Annotated in this window: 12 protein-coding genes and 1 pseudogene; 3 read left to right on the top strand and 10 right to left on the bottom strand. The window is 67.7% G+C overall.

All coding sequences use genetic code 11. The features are described from left to right. Positions 1–175: 175 nt before the first annotated feature. From H4O13_14225 to H4O13_14240, 4 genes and pseudogenes are all read right to left on the bottom strand, one after another. Positions 176–394 carry a hypothetical protein gene (locus H4O13_14225; GenBank protein ID MBE5316546.1) on the bottom strand — a complete coding sequence of 73 codons (219 nt, stop codon included), beginning with the start codon at positions 392–394 and terminating at the stop codon, positions 176–178. Between the two features lie 664 nt (positions 395–1,058). Continuing rightward, positions 1,059–1,652, bottom strand: coding sequence for a transposase (locus H4O13_14230; protein ID MBE5316547.1), 594 nt, complete (start codon positions 1,650–1,652; stop codon positions 1,059–1,061). Between the two features lie 164 nt (positions 1,653–1,816). Further along, positions 1,817–2,249: pseudogene (locus H4O13_14235) on the bottom strand (putative toxin-antitoxin system toxin component, PIN family). A 5-nt stretch (positions 2,250–2,254) separates the two neighbouring features. Then, positions 2,255–2,536 (bottom strand): type II toxin-antitoxin system Phd/YefM family antitoxin, encoded by a 282-nt coding sequence (locus tag H4O13_14240; protein ID MBE5316548.1) that lies wholly within the window; start codon positions 2,534–2,536, stop codon positions 2,255–2,257. A gap of 315 nt (positions 2,537–2,851) precedes the next feature. Between H4O13_14240 and H4O13_14245 the strand changes: the two genes are divergently transcribed. Then, the gene (locus H4O13_14245) at positions 2,852–3,517 is read left to right on the top strand and encodes a TetR/AcrR family transcriptional regulator (protein MBE5316549.1); all 666 of its coding nucleotides are present in this window, start codon (positions 2,852–2,854) and stop codon (positions 3,515–3,517) included. Further along, positions 3,517–4,926: a cytochrome P450 gene (locus H4O13_14250; GenBank protein ID MBE5316550.1), complete on the top strand. Its 1,410-nt coding sequence runs from the start codon at positions 3,517–3,519 to the stop codon at positions 4,924–4,926. The genes H4O13_14245 and H4O13_14250 overlap by 1 nt, the downstream gene beginning before the upstream one ends. A 193-nt stretch (positions 4,927–5,119) precedes the next feature. Here the strand turns inward: H4O13_14250 and H4O13_14255 are convergent, their stop codons facing one another. The 5 genes from H4O13_14255 to H4O13_14275 form a co-directional block, all read right to left on the bottom strand. Continuing rightward, complete coding sequence (locus H4O13_14255; protein ID MBE5316551.1) at positions 5,120–5,710, bottom strand: hypothetical protein; 591 nt, start codon at positions 5,708–5,710, stop codon at positions 5,120–5,122. 301 nt (positions 5,711–6,011) lie between these two features. Next, a complete protein-coding gene (locus H4O13_14260; protein MBE5316552.1) occupies positions 6,012–7,628 on the bottom strand; it encodes a hypothetical protein in 1,617 nt (538 codons plus the stop codon). A gap of 597 nt (positions 7,629–8,225) precedes the next feature. Next, on the bottom strand, positions 8,226–10,334 hold the full coding sequence (locus H4O13_14265) for an alpha/beta fold hydrolase (GenBank protein ID MBE5316553.1): 2,109 nt from the start codon (positions 10,332–10,334) through the stop codon (positions 8,226–8,228). A 264-nt stretch (positions 10,335–10,598) separates the two neighbouring features. Next, positions 10,599–11,591 (bottom strand): hypothetical protein, encoded by a 993-nt coding sequence (locus H4O13_14270; protein MBE5316554.1) that lies wholly within the window; start codon positions 11,589–11,591, stop codon positions 10,599–10,601. Between the two features lie 371 nt (positions 11,592–11,962). Further along, positions 11,963–13,015 carry a S41 family peptidase gene (locus H4O13_14275; GenBank protein ID MBE5316555.1) on the bottom strand — a complete coding sequence of 351 codons (1,053 nt, stop codon included), beginning with the start codon at positions 13,013–13,015 and terminating at the stop codon, positions 11,963–11,965. Positions 13,016–13,594: 579 nt separating this feature from the next. On the opposite strand from H4O13_14275, the gene H4O13_14280 reads away from it, so the two are divergent. Next, on the top strand, positions 13,595–13,933 hold the full coding sequence (locus H4O13_14280) for a hypothetical protein (GenBank protein MBE5316556.1): 339 nt from the start codon (positions 13,595–13,597) through the stop codon (positions 13,931–13,933). A gap of 132 nt (positions 13,934–14,065) precedes the next feature. Here the strand turns inward: H4O13_14280 and H4O13_14285 are convergent, their stop codons facing one another. Beyond that, on the bottom strand, positions 14,066–15,409 hold the full coding sequence (locus H4O13_14285) for a TIGR04222 domain-containing membrane protein (GenBank protein ID MBE5316557.1): 1,344 nt from the start codon (positions 15,407–15,409) through the stop codon (positions 14,066–14,068). Between the last annotated feature and the right edge of the window lie 280 nt (positions 15,410–15,689).

The raw sequence follows: 15,689 nt of genomic DNA on the forward strand, positions 1-15,689 counted from the left end.
CGGCCTCTTCAACACCTACCGCCGCTGCGCCGCCTCGTCAGCTGCGCAGGCTCCTGGAAAACCCTGAACAAGGAACTCGCCGAAGAGACTGGGGCCTTCACCCAGCCTTTCGCACTTACAGGTTGAGGCCGCCAAGTCCTGCGGGCCGAGGCAACGACCCGCAGGAGCCGATCAGCTAGAGATAGCCGCCGCAGTCGGTCATGCACACGTCACGGTAGTGCCGTTCGCAAAGGTTGCGATGGAAGGGAGTGTCGGGCCTGGATGCAAGACAGGCCTGGTACTGCTGGATGCAGTACAAGGGGCAATCCTCGACCTCGACAGCCTGGACCTTGGTGAAACCAATTGTCGCGCCCAAAGTGAGCGCCGCAAAGCCGGTCAGAATCTTGGTCCGCATGGGTCAATCTCCTGTTCAAAGACGCGCGAGCCGCAAGTAGCTCGCGGGCTGGGTCATTCTCCGAAAATTCCGGAGGTCGGGACAGACGGCCTGCCCAACAGTTCTGATCTTAATCGGTAACGCGAGGTTTGTAACTCTGCTCAGATCCAAAATATTCCGAGGTAGGACGCGCGAGATCAGCGCAGATCCCGATCCACCCAAGTGAAGCCATCACCCATCAGCGAGGGCGAGCGAGACGCGGGGTCACCAGTGGGCCGCCCGTGTCAACAGGGCCGACAGAACTCCTCCCCTTTTCCGGGCTTCTCTTTTCCTGCTGACCCTCTCGTGGCTTGACCGTCCCGCCTCTGTTTCGATGTGGCTGCGGCCCCTGGCCGCACCAGCGTCGAAGCTTGCTTCGCCACATTCTGGTTCGAGCGGTCTCCCGCCCTCGGCATCGCCGCCCCAAACACTCACCATGCGAGCGTAGCGAGTGAAAGCCTAGGCGCGTAGCGCCCGAACGGTTCTGCCGTGGCGTCCATGTGGCCGGTTTCGGCTGCACAGGTAGCGTGGTTCGCGCGTTGCGCGTCCAACCCTTCGTTGGCTCGCCGGGCAGGCGGCCCCTGCCATTGAATCGGGTTCGACGACGCCTGTGTCACCCGGTTGCTTCGCGACAACGCGCTGCGCGCTACGCCTTCACGACGCCGCTGCGCGACTGGCCCGGCACGCTGCGCAGAGCTTGCGGTTCGGGCGTGCAACGAATCGACTCCAGCACCCAGCGTTCCATCGGGTCGACTTGTGTGTGGACGTTGGTGCGAATGCCGTATCCGCTGCGCCGCGACCACGCGCATTGCAGCGAGTTGGTCAGCCTCGCGCTCTGGCGCACCAGCAAAAAGCGTCGTCGCAGCAGATCGCGCACGCCGCGTTGCTCACGCGGGTAGATGTAGCCCTCGGGCAGCAGGTTCAGGCGCAGCAGATGGGCAAGATGCCGCGCATCCGTGTGGTCGTTGTCGTGCTTCAGGCCTGCGTACTGCGGAACCGCCGCCGTGTTCACGAGCCGAACATCCACGCCGGCATCCATCAGGCCGTCGACCAGCCAGTACCAGTTGTAGGCCGACTCAACGGCGAGCGCCTTCAGCGTCTTGAGGAAGGGCGCACCTGCTCCAAGCTGTTGGGTAAACGCCGCTCGAACACCACATGGTCCTGCTCGTCGATGACGGACAGCACCCCGTTGTTGGAATGAAGATCGATCGCTGCGTACAGTGTCGTCGCCGCCTCCCACTGCTGCTGGACATGAGCCAGCTAGGTTCCGCACCTTGGACTGTCCTGTCAGCAGTCGGGGGCGGCGCGATGAGTCTTCAAGCCTAGCTTCGTAGCATCCTCGCCCCGGTTCACGGATCTCGCACTTGTCAGCGATCCCGAGCCGGTCCGCTGTCAGGAGCCGTCTCACAGCCCCGCATGCTTCGCCCAGAAGTCCGCGGGCGACAGGATCGGGTGCCGTTCGCCCAGCGCGAGCAGGTCTTTGCCACCGGTGACCAAGTAGTCCGCAGCACTGGTTTTGCAGCGCCGCGATCAGGGTGCCGAGCACGTCGTGGTCCTTCGGGTCGCGCAGGTCCGGCGCGCTGGCGGTTGCGGGTTCGATCACTTCCGCCTGGATCGACAGCGCATCCACCGGGTCATCGATCTCACTGGCGCTCAGCCCGTGCCGATGCGCGAGCCTGGGCAGCACACGACGGAGTTCGCCCAGGATGTAGTCGGACAGCAGCACTTCGACCGAACCGTGCCGCCAGGCCGCGGGGATCTTGCCGGGCACGCTGGCCGTGTAGGCGATGCCGGACAGCAGGACATGGGTGTCCAGCACCACGCGCAGCGTCGCCATGCGTCTCAGCCTTCGGCGCCGGGGCGGCGGGCCTCGCGAACGGCGGCATCGATTTCCGCCATGCCATCGGCTTGCGGAGTTGCCGCGAGGCCTGCTTCGATGCGCGCCCACAGTGCTTCGAAGCGCGCCTGCAGGCGGCGGATACATGCGAACAGCCGCGCGTCGACGAGGGCGGCAACGGGCTTGCCGTCCTTGTTGATGACGATGCTGTCGTGTCGGTACTGCACCTGGTCCAGCATCTCGCCGAGGTTCTGGCGAAAGGCGACGACGCTGGTTTCAGTGATCACGGCGGGCTTCCCGAAGTCGGTACGGCCAGCATGGTCGATATGACTTGAAGGGCAAGTCTGGCGGCGGAAGATCCGGAACGGCTGCGGTCCTTATTCACCCCAAGCGCAGCTCTGCCGGGGATCCGGACGTTCCAGACCTGTCTCGACAGCATCCGCGACGCCAGCCGACGCGTGCGCGACGCAAAGAACGCGGGGGTTGCGGGAGGGCCTCCGTCGAGCGTCCAGACCCCGCGCTGGACGAAACCGCTGCCGGCACTTGCTGCCGCAGCGGGATATCCATACGATGTCTGAAATCAGACGACGTACGCTTTTGACATGCGCCCATCCGCTGCTCCCGCCAATCCCCGGCGCCCCGGAAAGCGCGAGCGAACCGCTGCGCACCTGTCCGCCACGGCTTTCCGCCTGTTCGAGGCGCAGGGCTTCGATGCCGTGACGATGGAGCAGATCGCCGCCGAAGCCGGGGTCGCCAAGGCCACGCTGTACGACCATTTCCCGGTCAAGGAGGCGCTGCTCGCGCACCGGATGCGCGAAGACATCGCCGCGGGCATGCAGGAGCGCGCGGCCGCGCTCGCGGCCCATCCGACCTTCGAGTCGCGCATGCGCTACCTGCTCACGGAGTCGGCGCAGTGGAACAGCGCGCGCCGCGCCTACCTGCCGGCCTACCTGCGCTACCTCACCCGCCAGGCACGCTACGGCGAGGGCGGTGCATCGCCGGCGAATGCGAAGGCCGCCCCGATCGACAACGGCACCCGCGGCATCCTCGCCGCGATGTTCGCCGCCGCGCAGCAGAGCGGTGAGATCGACCCGCGGCTCGATGTCGCGATGCTCGCGGCCAGCGTCGAGTACCTGCTGTTCGGTGCCGTGGCGGGCTGGCTCGAAGACCCGTCCATCGATCTGACCACGCGCTTCCTCGCCGCCTTCGACCTGGCCCTGCACGGGATGGCGGCGCGCCCGACTTCGAACGTCTCTGGAGCCCCCTGATGCGCACCTCCCCGGTCCACGACACCCTGCCCTTGCCGGGCCGCCCTTTCGGCCTGCCCCTGCTGGCGGCGATCCGCCGCGATCCGCTCGGCGTGGGTCACGCGCTGCAGCGGCGACTGGGGGATGTCGCCAAGGTCGATGTGCTGTTCCGGCGCATCGTGTACTTCTTCCGCCCGGACGCCGTGCGCCAGATCCTGGTCGACCACGGCGACAGCTTCGAACGCGAAGCGCGCTTGCTGGACATCTTCGCGTCCTTCCAGGGCCGCAATGTCCTCACCACCGAGGGCCCGGACTGGGAGCGCCAGCGACGCCTGCTGACGCCGGCGTTCTCGCCCAAGCGGATGGCGGGCTACATGGGCCTGATGCGCGACGCCATCGAGGCGAGCCTTGCCGACGAACTGCCCACCGCTCAGGGCGCGCAGGCGGTGGTGGATGTCGACTTCCTGACCACGCGCATCACCATGGACGTTATCCTGCGCACCCTGTTCTCGCATGCGACCTGCCACGCGGAGGCAATGCGGGTGTCGGTTGCGATCCGCGCACTGACCCGCCAGAGCATGCGCGAGGTGTTCTGGCCGTGGGTGCCGCCGGCCTGGCTGCCGCATCCGGGGCGCGCGGCGAAGCGCGCCAGCCTGCGCGTGCTGCACGGCTTGATCGCCGATCACATCGCTGCCCGGGCCAAGCGCGAGCAGCCGGCGGATGGCGGCGACGTGCTGGATCGCCTGCTGGCCGCGCGCGACGAGGCTTCGAGCGGCAGCGGGGCGGCCCTGAGCGCGCAGGAGGTCCACGACAACTGCGTGCTGCTGTTCGCCGCCGGCTTCGACACGGCATCGTCGGCGCTGACCTGGTGGCTCGGCCTGATGGCGACGCATGCGGACATCGCGCAGCGCGTGCGCGACGAGGTGGCGGGCGCGCGGGCGCAGGGTGCCGGGCTCGACGTCCTCGCGCGCCTGCCATGGCTCAACGCCACGCTCAAGGAAGCGATGCGGCTATACCCGCCCTCGACCTCGCTGTTCAACCGCGTCGCGCTGCGCGACGTGGTCATCGACGGCACGCCGGTCCGCAAGGGCACGCTGGCCGTCGTGCCGATCTGGCACCTGCACCGCGACCCGCGCTCGTTCCCGGAACCCGAACGCTTTCTGCCCAAACGCTTTCTGCCCGAGGCGCCGCCGCTGCCGCGTGGCGCCTACCTGCCCTTCGGCGCCGGCCCGCACTTCTGTCTCGGCCAGCACTTCGCGATGGTGGAGATGGCCTTGGTGGCGGCGCACGTGATCGAGCGCTTCGAGCTTGCGTTGGCTGAGGGGGACGCTCTGCCCGAGCCGGTGATCGATCTGGCGCTGAAGCCCAAGCACGCGCTGCGCCTGCGGTTCACCAAGCGCGCGAGCGTCCACGAAGGCGTGCGTGTCTAGACGTCAACCGACCCACCGACACGCCACCGATCGCCTCCCAGGCTGCAGCCATCGGGCCTGGCAGGCTGTTGGAAAACGGCCTGCTAGAGATCCGCACCGCATGACGGACTGAAGGTCGCGCCTGAGCCTTTCGGCCAGAGGTTTTGCTGAGGCCGAGCGCCAGTCCAAGCGGCAGGCCAGTACCACTCGGCGCCTATCGGCCCAAGGCCATGGCCGAGCCGGTAAATGGCACCACGACGCTGTAGCCGCTCGGCGCCGGCAAGGCCGGTGTGGTGGCCGCGAACCCGATCTGGGTCACCCCGCGCCCGATCGCAGCGCCAAGATCGTAGCGCCTGCCATCCCGCTCGAACGGTGCGCTCTCAATCAGCCAGGCCGTGAACAGATTCGCGATCAGCAGAGGCGTCGTCGTCGCCGACCCGACGGCAGCGCTGAGGGTGGTATCGACCACCAGGGTGCTGCGGCGAAACAGGGCAATGCGCTCGCCCTGCGCAAACGAGTCCGGGCTGTCGAAGTTGCCGCAGGGCACGCGCTGCAGGTACAGCGAGAATTCGCCCACCGCATCCAAGGCCAGGGACAGGCTGCCGTTGGTCGCGGTGCGGTCTCTGAAGGGCTGCGCGGCAAAGGTGAAGTGCGCCGTGGTCTCACCGGGCGCACCGCTGAACATGGCGCAGTCGGCAAACGGCAGGTGCAGGAAGTAGCCGTAGTCCGCCAGGCTGCCATCGGCGGCGCGATAGAAGCGCCCGGTGGCATACCAGGCCAATTCAGACGCACTGAGTGCGGACATGCGGCGGCTCCGTGGACAGGCGCGCGCAGCATGCCAACCGTGTCTCTGCAGAACAAGCGTGCCGCGGCGCTTCATCGTGCGACCGCGGCCATACCCAAGGCCAGACCCACCCACGCCCCACCGGTCTCCTGCCGGGCTGCACCCGGCAAACCCAGCGCCGCCGAACGGACGCACCCTCAGTGCGCGTGGGCGCCCGGCGCTCGGCAGAGGCGTCGAACTCTGCGGCGAGTCCGCGCCGGCGGAAGGTCACGCGTGCGGACCTGCCCTTCTTGTCCTTGTGGCCCAGGCCTCGGCCATCGCTTTAGAGCGCGGTGATCGGGCGGCGCCAGACGGGGGTGGTGGCTGGCGGGATGGTGGTCGAGCCCGGAAACGGAACGATCTGGGTCGAGACGTTTTCGATCAAGCGATCGGCGCGGTGCTTGTGCACGACGGAGTAGTTCGCCAGCACGCCCGGACTACCGGTGCCCGCGTAGTTGGCCACCCAGAATCCGGTAACCGGCAGCCCCACCAGAGCAGTGGTGTTCTGAGCGTTCTCGGTCGGGGTGGCGAGCGGCAGAAAGTTCTGCCTGAAGGAGAAGGGATCCTGCTCGCCCAAACGGATGCGAGCGAAGCCTTCCAGAGAGTTGCCCGCCGCGAAGTTGCGCGCATAGTACGCGCCGAGCACACCCGAACGGTTGCCCAAGCGCAGGTAGTCACCGACGTTGGTCTGGTTGAAGGTCACCACCTGAGCGGCGAAGCACAGCTCCGGCTGGACCCAGCCCTGGCCCGGCGGGGGCGAAGGGAAGTGAGTGCCGTTCGGAGCCACGACGCTCTCTTCGCGGTTCCAGGAAACAGTCTGCACAATCTCACACGCACCGCCACTGGAGAGGTTGTACGGGGCGCGGAACGGCAGACGCGCCGGCTGAGTCTGGCGGAGGTGCAGACGTTTGGTCGGGAAGGTGACAACCCATTCCGACTGCGCCGACAGGCTGGCCGAGCTGCGGCTGGCGAACTCGTTGTAGATGTGCTGTTGCATGAACAGAGCCGAGACCGCGCGCAGGCCGGCGCCGGTGCCCGTGAACGGAAACGGGGTCAGAACGCCGTCGTTGAAGACGATCGCGGTGGCGTCACCGGCATCGTTGCTCTGCGCCTGCGCCAGGCTGGGCAGCACCGAGCCGGGCTCGGTGTGCAGGTTGGCGCGGCTTGAGACGAAGAAGCCGTCAATGGCATCGGCGTTGTAGCTGATGTTGGTGCCATTGCCCGGGTTGACGATCTCGGCGCCCCCGGACAGGCCGCCGGACGGCGGCTCGATCTGGGCGCTGGCGTTGGTCAGCCAGGTGCCAGTCCCCGTCGTCGACCAGGCGCTGCCCAGCAGCGCGCAGTTCGCAGGCACGCCCTGCGCGCTGTGCGCAGCGGCGTTGGCAAAGCTGCCGCCCGCAGTCAGCACGCCCATCTCGATGATTTCGAGGTGGCCTTCGCGCGTGCGGCTCAGCACCCACGGACCCGTTGCCTTCACGTCGCCAACGGCGTACTGGAAGTTCTTGAAGCTCACACCGGCGGCCGGGATGGCCGGCACCGTGCACGAGCTGTCGCTGGTGAAGAGGCGAGCAGCCGGGGCACTGGAGGGAGTGGCGCCTTCCGGGCCGTCAGAAACGATGGCGCCGGTCCACACGTCGAACGGCGACAGGTACAGGTTGAAGTCGAGGACGTCTTCCGAGTTCCGGCCTTCCAGGAAGCGGACTTTGACGGCCTTGGTCTGATCGGTGCTGTTCACTACCGACACCAGGGTGCTGTTGCCCTTGTTGACGGTGTAGTAGGGGTAGATCAGAACCTGGCCCAGACCGGCCGGATCGATGTGGACGGCATGGGACACGCCCACCTGAGCCGCAGCACCCACGATGCCCACGGCCACGGCCGTGGTCAGAGATCGCATATTCATCAAACAAACTCCAAAAGTTCAAAAAAGGAACATCAGTTCTCGATCGGCCTCGATGCCGGAGAGGCGTTCGAAGCGCGGGGCGACGCAGAAGGTCCAGCCAACCCTGGGCTGGCGGTGGATTGCACGGCTCAGGCGGGTGCCCGGAGGCGGCGCGAGGGTAAGCGCTTGCGACAGAAGTTGACAAGAGGCGCATTGTTTTCCCGGACAGGCGCGCAGCTCCGGTCGGGTGCTTGTCCACGCTTACGCCCGATCAGGAGCGAGCCCACCGCTGTGCCCCCGGGCGCAACGGTATCGACGGCACGCTGCGAGCCAGCGCGGCGGACATCAAGGCGGGTTGACCAGCAGCCGCATGCTCGCGATTCCGCGCAAGCCCGTTAGCGGAAGGTCGCCGCTTCGAAGCCATCGACGAGCAGGGCTGATTCATGCTCCAGCTGCTGCAGCCAGGCGAGACACAGACCGGCCACGAACTCGCTGTTGTTGTCCTGCAGGATCAGGTGCGTCTCGCCACCGGCGCACCGGTGGGCTCCACCCAGAGCAGACCGCGCGCCAGTCCCGGTCGGGCCTCAGTCGCGGCGAGCGCACTGGGCCAGCCATCGCTCAGAACGGCCACAGCGACCAGACCTGTCCCGCCACGCCCAGACTGATCACGGCCAAGGGAGCCAGCAGCAGGCCGATCCGGCTGGCCAGCCCGATATCGCGCCGCGATCGCCACACGCGGAACAGGGCCAGGACCGCGACCAGCACACTCAGCGGCCCCAGCCAGGCCACCCAGGCTGCCCAGGGAACCAATCCGAACAGCAGCATGGCCTCGGTCACTTCGCTGGTCTGCCAGGCGGCCAGGCCGAGGCCCGTCAGCCAGGCCGTGGCCAGCAGTGCAGCCAGGAACACCGTCAGCCGGCTGCCGCCGGAACCTTTGAGTGCATGGCCGTTGAGGCGCCGGCCAAGCCAAGCCAGGGGCAGGAACAGCGCGGCAATCAGGGTGATTCCGGCCGATACGCCCACCCATGCACCATGCGCCTTGAGCCGGGATTCGTCTTCGCCCCTGAGTGCCAGCGCGTCGATGACGACCGAGCTTCGGAAGTAGGGTGCGATGAACTCGGCGGCTTGCTCGCCATTGTCCACGCACTCACGCGTCACCGGCGCGCTCGGGTCGTCAAACCAGGTGTTGAGCCAGTCACCGCCGCACTCGATCGAGCGCGTCGGCCCGTGTCCGGCGTGCGGAAAGATCACCAGTTGCCCATTCTTGAAGCCGGGCATGATGTGCTCCGCCAGGGCCACCGGGGTAATCGGGTCCCAGCGACCGTTGGCCACGACCACCGGCAGATCGGTCTGAACCGGCGCGAATTGGGCCGGATCGCGGGGGGCCAGACCGATCGCACGGCAGCGCTCGGGCATCGACTGGATCACCGCCGGATGACCGAAGGCGTGGGCCAGCTCGGGAAACCGTCGGAAGTCTTCGGGCGAGACCCGGGCAAGGCCGTCGACATAGCCGTCCATGCAGCGCACAGCGGACGACATGCCCCTCGAGGCCTCGACTTCCGTTCCGGCATCTTCGCTGGTGACGACCGCCAGCGCGCGAAACAGGGTGTCGTCGCCGGACTCCACGGCCCGGGTCAGCCCGTCGATGATGGCCGGCAGGGCCGGATGGGTTTTCTGCTCGTACATCAGGCTGAAGGGCAGCCCGGCGATCACGTCGGCGAAGAAGTACGCCTTCCCTTGCGGGTACATCTCGCTGGGCTCGACCTCGACCGCAATCGGCGCGTCGTTCACGGCCTGGATGGCGGCCAGGTGGCGCTCGGCCAGGCCGGCATAGGCGCGGGCGCAGTCCGGTTGCGCCGCGCAGGCCTCGAACAGTCGGCTCAGGTTGGCGTCATGCCAGTAGGGCAGGCGCATCAGCTCGCCGATATCCAGCGGCACGATGGCGTCGATCACCGCCGCGCGAATCCCCTCCGGATCGACCTTCATGTAGGCCTGGCCGAGCACCGAACCGTAGGAGATTCCCCAGACGTTCCATTGGTCGAGACCGAGCGCCAGGCGCAGTGCCTTCACGTCGCGGGCGTTCTCGAAGGTGTTGTAGCCGGTCACATCCACGCCCTTCGAACGGGCGCCCTCGATGCAGACCGCGGCCTGCTCCAGGTTCGCGCGTTCGCTGGCCTCACGGTCGGCGTGAATCTGCTCGGCGCGGTTGCGACTGCTGAAGAACGGACAGAAATCGCCGGAACTGCCGATGCCGCGCTGCTCGAGGATGTAGAGGTCGCGCTGCGCAAGCAGACGGTGCTCCTTGAGTCGGTCGACATAGACCTCGACGGCCACGCCCGGGCCGCCGGTCAGGTAGATCACCGGGTCGGGCCGGGTCTCGACGGTGTTGTCTTCGTGGTCCTTGCCCGTGGCCTTGATCCGGACGTAGTGCAGCTCGATGGTCCGGCTGCCGGCCACCTCGCGGTTCTCGGGCACGCGGATCAGCCCGCATTCGATCTCGCCGTGTTCGTAGTCGATGCGGCCGCGAAACGGGCACAAGATCGTGTCGGGCTCTGCATGGCGCAGCCATTCCCAATCGTTGCCATGCGACCAGGGTTCAAGACCGGCTGGCGCAGGCTCCGTGGTGGCTTCATTCGCGGCAGGTGGCGCGAGATCGCTGGGCCCCTCCTGCGCATGCGCCGCGAACGCGGCCAGGGCGAGAAGCAACGCGGCGGCAGAGCGAAGCATGGCTGAGCTCACTGGAAGGAAGGGGATGCGGCGTACCGAGTCTGCGTGGCGCGCCTTGCGTTCGTCCAGCCGGACGGGTAGAACGGCCTGTCCGAAGGATGTGTGTCGCGATGGACGATGGGCGCGAGCATCACACGTGTATCGACACACAGGCTGCGCTGCGACTGCATGCAACGGCCTTGACCGCAACGTGGGCACCGGAGCGGCGGATACACGACGCGCCCTCACCTGCTCGCCGCCCGCTCACGATTCCGCGCAAGTCGGTTACCGCACAGGCGCCGCTTCGAAGCCATCGACGAACAGGGCCCCTTCCTGCTCCAGCTGCTGCAGCCAGGCAAGAAACAGGCCGGCCACGAACACGCTGTTGTTGTCCTGCATCATCAGGTGCGTGTTGCCGTCGATCGCGTAGTCGTCGGGCAGGGAATCCACTTGTGCCATGCCCCCGTTCTGGATGAACAGGGCTGCAGCTTCTTCCAGCGCGAGCTTGCGGGTGGTCTGGTTGCGCGAGTCGAGGTAATCCCCGTACACGCCGAACATCGACTGTCCCGCAAGCGCCGGAAAGTCGCTCGCAACCGGTGCGCCGGTGGGCTCCACCATAAGCAGCCCGCGCACCAGTCCCGGCCGGGCCTTGGCTGCGGCGAACGCGCTTGGCCCACCGGCCGAGTGCGCCATCAGGTACACCGGGCCGACCTGGTCGATCAAATCGATGACTGCCTCGGGAAAGCTGATGGGGGAGACCGCACTGTCCACATAGGGATAGTTGGCCGCAAACGCACTGAATGACGCGGTCGGAAAGCGCGTATCCGGGTAAGGATTTCCCTGGGATGAGCCGAAGCCCCAGCGCCGCCAGATGTCCTGGCTCCAGGCAGGTGTCGAGCTGCCCACGGCGGCGGGCCCGCCCGCGGGAACGGTGAAGGGAGCAACGCTGAATCCGCCGCGGGCGAAGTCGTAGTCCGGGCTGTTGATGGCGTACACGTCATGACCGGCGGCAGCAAAGAACTGCGCCCAGCCCTCACGTCCGTCCGGGGTTGTCAGATAGATGTAGGAGGACAGGTTCAGCCCCGGAATCATGATGATGGGCGTGCGCGACAGCGCCGTATCGGGCTTGATGTAGTGCACCAGCGCGTCGGACAGATAGAAGCTGCCGCGCTCGTCCTGTGCCGAGGCAAGTGCTGGGATCGCCGCGAGTTGCAAAGCCAGCAACAACCGCGCCCAAGCCGACGTGTGCTTTTCTTCCGTTCTTCTGTTGTTGCTCATTTGCCATGTTTCCGACGGGTTGATCCGCGCAGCTGCAGCGAGATTGGATTGGAAAGAGGCACTGGGCGCAAGGCTTGAATCGTTTCGGTTTCGTGACTATCGCGGTCTCCCGGCGGCGCTGGCGGCGCGAGGACCAGACGGGTCGCACGCCGGTGTATCGGGACATAGGGTGGGCCTTGGCCCACCAAGGCGTCGGGTCGCGCGCCGGTGCATCGCGCGTGGAGATCTGTACAGGTGCGCGCAGAACGTCGCCAGCGATGACCGGGGCCGGGGTAGCGATGGCTGAGGCGGGGTTCAGCTCATGGTGGGCCGGGGCCCACCCTATGGTGCCTGCTTTCCGCTTCGGCTGGGGACACAGCACACCTGCAGGATTACTGGGGCTCTCGTGCGCGGCCTTCGTTCGGGCGCGCCTTCGCTGACTCAAGCGATGCCAGCCCTTCTTCGGCGATCGCGCGGCGCGGGCCCTCTGCGTCTTTCAGGATCGTCTCCAGCGCCAGCCGGTGCGCATGTGCCAGTGCATCGGCGGCGGGCACCCTGACGTCCGGGATCACGCCGACGCCTTCCCAGTTCGTGCCGGTGATCGTGTTGGCGACGATCTGCATGGGGATGAAAGCGACGAAGCCATGCGCCAGCGGGCGGTAGCCACCGGGGGTGGCCGCGCCCGCAGTGGTCTCACCGACCAGGGTCGCGCGCTGCAACGCCTGCAGGTCGTAGGCGAACTCTTCGGCGCCGGAACCGGTGTCTCCATCGACGAGCACGTACACGGGCTTGTCGGTGTAGGCAGGCGTTCGCGGCTCCGCGTGGAAGGTGCGGTCGGGCGCGGCCTCGTCACTGCTCTGCACGCGCACGGTCGGCGTGCGGACGCTGACGAAATGGCCGATCACGTTGGCCACGCCGGCGGGCTCGCCGCCCGGTGAGCCGCGCACGTCGACGATGAGGGCGCCGGTATGCGCGAGCATGCCCATCGCCAGGGCCAGCTGCTCGGCGCTGGGGGCCGCATCGAGAAACATGTGGATGCGCAGGTAGCCGACGTTGCCCGGCAGCCAGCGCACTTCGGGCACTTCGCCGCCGCGCAGGCGCACCTCCTCATGGAAGGCCGCGACTTCTTCCGCCGACGGCGGCGCCTCGCTGAAGCCAGCGACCGCCTCGGGCCCGAAGTAGCGGGCGCGGAAATGGCCGTCAGCCACGATGGGCGTGATCTGCTGCTCGATCAGCGCCAGCAGCTCGGCCGCGGTGCGGGCCTCGCGAAACGCACCCTGCTGTTCGAGCGCCTCGATCTTGCCTGCGGCTTCGCTGGCGCGCTCGCGAAAAGCGAAGCGCTCGCGCAGCACCTCTGCCAATGCGAGCACCACCTCGCGGCTCTCGTTGGCGCTCAGGGCGACTGCCGCCGGATCCGGCGGCGGCCCGGGCTGGGCAACAGCCATGCTGGCCTGCAGGCCGAGCGCTATCACCGCGGCGCAGAGGCGCGCGGATATTCGGCAAACCCGCCGAATGGGCGAAGCATTCCGGGCGATGCACTCCGTAGCAAGGTTCAGCTGGCTTCGTCCTGGGTTCTTCCGTGCGTTCACTGGTCGCTCCTCCGTGCGCCGCGTGCGTGCCGCGCTTCGGATGCGTTGGAGACGCGCACCCGGCATCCGGTTGCAGACGGGGCGGTCGATGATCGAGGCCTGCGTGCCGCTGACAGCGACCGCCGCTTTTCCTCGGGCGGCGACCGAGAGCAGGGCTCTCGAAGAGGCGTGCGAGGCTGTCTGTCCCACCGACAGAACTCGCGCCCGACGCTGGAGGTCAGCGCCGCTCATGCCAGTGCAGGCGCTGCGCCCGGCGAGCAGGGGCGAAGTCGCACACCTCGCCGGACGACAACCCGACGAAGACGAACCCCGGGGCAGAGGCGACGGGGCCAAGCGCAGCGCGTCGACAGACCGTGGCAAGCCGGCTATACGTCGAGGCTTCGCTCCGCACAGAGATTCTTGAGCATGCTCAGCCGACCCCAAGATAGCGGCCAGATGTCCGACGCGATGCAGTGGACCACGCGGAGCAACTGGGGGGCGCTGGTGTTCACCCCGCTCTGGCTGCTGCGCAATGGTTTTCTGCTCAGCTTGCTCGTGTTCTGTCTGCTCGGCTGGTGGCATCCATGGGCTACGGTGCCGGTGTCGCTGGTGTTCATGCACGCGGGCAACCGCTGGTCCTGGGGCGATGGCTCGCGTTGGAGCGACCTTGAGCGCTTCGCCGATTCCCAGCACCTCTGGGATTTCCTCGGGCGCTGTTTTGCGGTGTTCTGGCTGCTTGGCCTGCTGCTGAGTTATCCGCCCGTGTTCGAACGGGTCCGCGCTTGGCTGAGCTGACGGGCTGCACCGACGCTGGCAGTGCAGCGGCCACGCCGCCGTCGAGGAACACAAGGACATGGCGAGACCGCGGCGATCGCGGCGCTTGCGCCTCCATGCGAAGCCGCGCGAGCGGTGGGCTCGGAGACGCCCTCAATCACCGCCACCGCAGCCCCCGCAACCCCCGCCGCTGTCGGAACTGCCGTCGGAACTGCTGGAGCCTCCGCTGTCACCGCCGGAGGGCGGATAGCGCAAGGCGTGGTAGCCAGCCAGTTCGGTGCCAGCCAACACGCCCGTGCCCGCCAGCGCAACGGCCAGCGCCAGCTGGCCGCGGCGCGGTGCACGCAAGGCAAGCGCATGGCGCGCCTTCTGCGCCTTGAGCAGCTGGCGTCCGGCGCGGGTGACGCCCGGCCGCCTGAACTGGAACAGCAGCGCAGCGACCACGGTGGCGACCACGAAGAACACCAGCAAGGCGACCGGCCGATCGCGCAGCACACCGATCGCAGTCTTGGCCACTCCCAAGCCCGCGAGCAGCCAGAGGGGCAGCGCACTCTGCGCGGCGATCCGCTGTGCGTCCTGCAGCGCATGCCAGCCGCCTTGCCGAACCAGCGCGTCATGAAGCTGCTGCACTGCGCCCGCCTGTTCTGCGCGACCCCAGCGTGAGGATCTGCCGCACAGCGTCGGCAGCACGCCGCGCAGCAGCGGGTCCTCGGGATCCTCACGGCGCAGCAGAAGAAATCGTCTGCCGGCGTCATCCCAGCCGAGAAAGCCCTCTTCGTGCAGCTGCGCCGCGGCCGCATCGACCACCGCTTTCGGACCGCCGCGCAGGTAGGCGAGCTGCCACGGCGAGGGTTCGCCCGGCGCGAAGCTGCGCGTGGCATCGCGCTGCCTGCGATGCCACAGACGCAGGCCAGTGCTCAGCAGCAGGCAGGCCGCGAGCAGGAGCAGATACAGCCAGAGAAAGTCAGGCCCCCGCCAGTCCAGCGGCCCGGGGTAGGCGATCGCCGCTGCCGGCAGCAGGCCGAGCGCTGCGGCCAACCGTGCCCAGCGACGGCGGTGGCTTGGGCGGCGCAGCGTCGACCACGCCGGCCACCACTCGAGCGCGGGCGTTCCGAATTCGGCGGCATAGGCGTGCAGGGTCTCTGCATAGGCCTCGCGCAGGCAGGCGCGCTCACCGGGGATTCCGCGCGCCGGCTGATGATGCAGGGCAAAACCCAGACGGCGGGGGCAGAAGTCATCCCAGTAGTCGCGCGTCCAGGTGAGGTGCAGATGCCAGACCTCATCCACCGCCGCACTGGGGACGGCGCGTCCGCCAAGCCGGGCGGCCACCGCGCAGAAGCGCAGGTACTCGTCGATCGCACGCGCGCAGCGCGCGGCATTCCAGCCGGTACGTCCGGCGAGCTGGGCCCGGAAGCGCGGCTGCAGCGCGGGGTCGTCCCCGGCCCAGGCAAGAATGCGCGCGCTGCGCGCGGAGTCGAGAGGCGGAAGCTCGGACATGCCGGTGCGCTCGTGGACGACGACGCCGAAAGCCTGCGTGTTTTGCCGGCGCGCCGCCACCGCGCGCAGATGACTCGTTCGACGATTCGCCCGCGCGCCGCGTCGAACGCGCCGCCCGCCGCAGGGCAAGCGCCCTGAGCGGCTCTGCCGGCTTACGACGATGGCCCCGGCTTGAGCGGAGCTGCTCGGTGTTGCTTCGGGCGTCCGCGTTCGGATGGACACGCAAGTGGGATCGCCATCGTCCGGCCTCGTGACGCGGTTGCGAATCACTCGCATTCCG

This window comes from Lysobacterales bacterium (assembly GCA_014946745.1).
Lineage (GTDB): Bacteria > Pseudomonadota > Gammaproteobacteria > Xanthomonadales > Xanthomonadaceae > Aquimonas.

What these genes read in the sequence shown, in the direction of transcription:
- H4O13_14265 (MBE5316553.1), bottom strand. Translation starts at nt 10,334, where the DNA reads ATGCTTCGCTCTGCCGCCGCGTTGCTTCTCGCCCTGGCCGCGTTCGCG.
- H4O13_14275 (MBE5316555.1), bottom strand. Translation starts at nt 13,015, where the DNA reads ATGGCTGTTGCCCAGCCCGGGCCGCCGCCGGATCCGGCGGCAGTCGCC.
- H4O13_14270 (MBE5316554.1), bottom strand. Translation starts at nt 11,591, where the DNA reads ATGAGCAACAACAGAAGAACGGAAGAAAAGCACACGTCGGCTTGGGCG.
- H4O13_14250 (MBE5316550.1), top strand. Translation starts at nt 3,517, where the DNA reads ATGCGCACCTCCCCGGTCCACGACACCCTGCCCTTGCCGGGCCGCCCT.
- H4O13_14285 (MBE5316557.1), bottom strand. Translation starts at nt 15,409, where the DNA reads ATGTCCGAGCTTCCGCCTCTCGACTCCGCGCGCAGCGCGCGCATTCTT.
- H4O13_14280 (MBE5316556.1), top strand. Translation starts at nt 13,595, where the DNA reads ATGTCCGACGCGATGCAGTGGACCACGCGGAGCAACTGGGGGGCGCTG.
- H4O13_14260 (MBE5316552.1), bottom strand. Translation starts at nt 7,628, where the DNA reads ATGAATATGCGATCTCTGACCACGGCCGTGGCCGTGGGCATCGTGGGT.
- H4O13_14245 (MBE5316549.1), top strand. Translation starts at nt 2,852, where the DNA reads ATGCGCCCATCCGCTGCTCCCGCCAATCCCCGGCGCCCCGGAAAGCGC.
- H4O13_14225 (MBE5316546.1), bottom strand. Translation starts at nt 394, where the DNA reads ATGCGGACCAAGATTCTGACCGGCTTTGCGGCGCTCACTTTGGGCGCG.
- H4O13_14255 (MBE5316551.1), bottom strand. Translation starts at nt 5,710, where the DNA reads ATGTCCGCACTCAGTGCGTCTGAATTGGCCTGGTATGCCACCGGGCGC.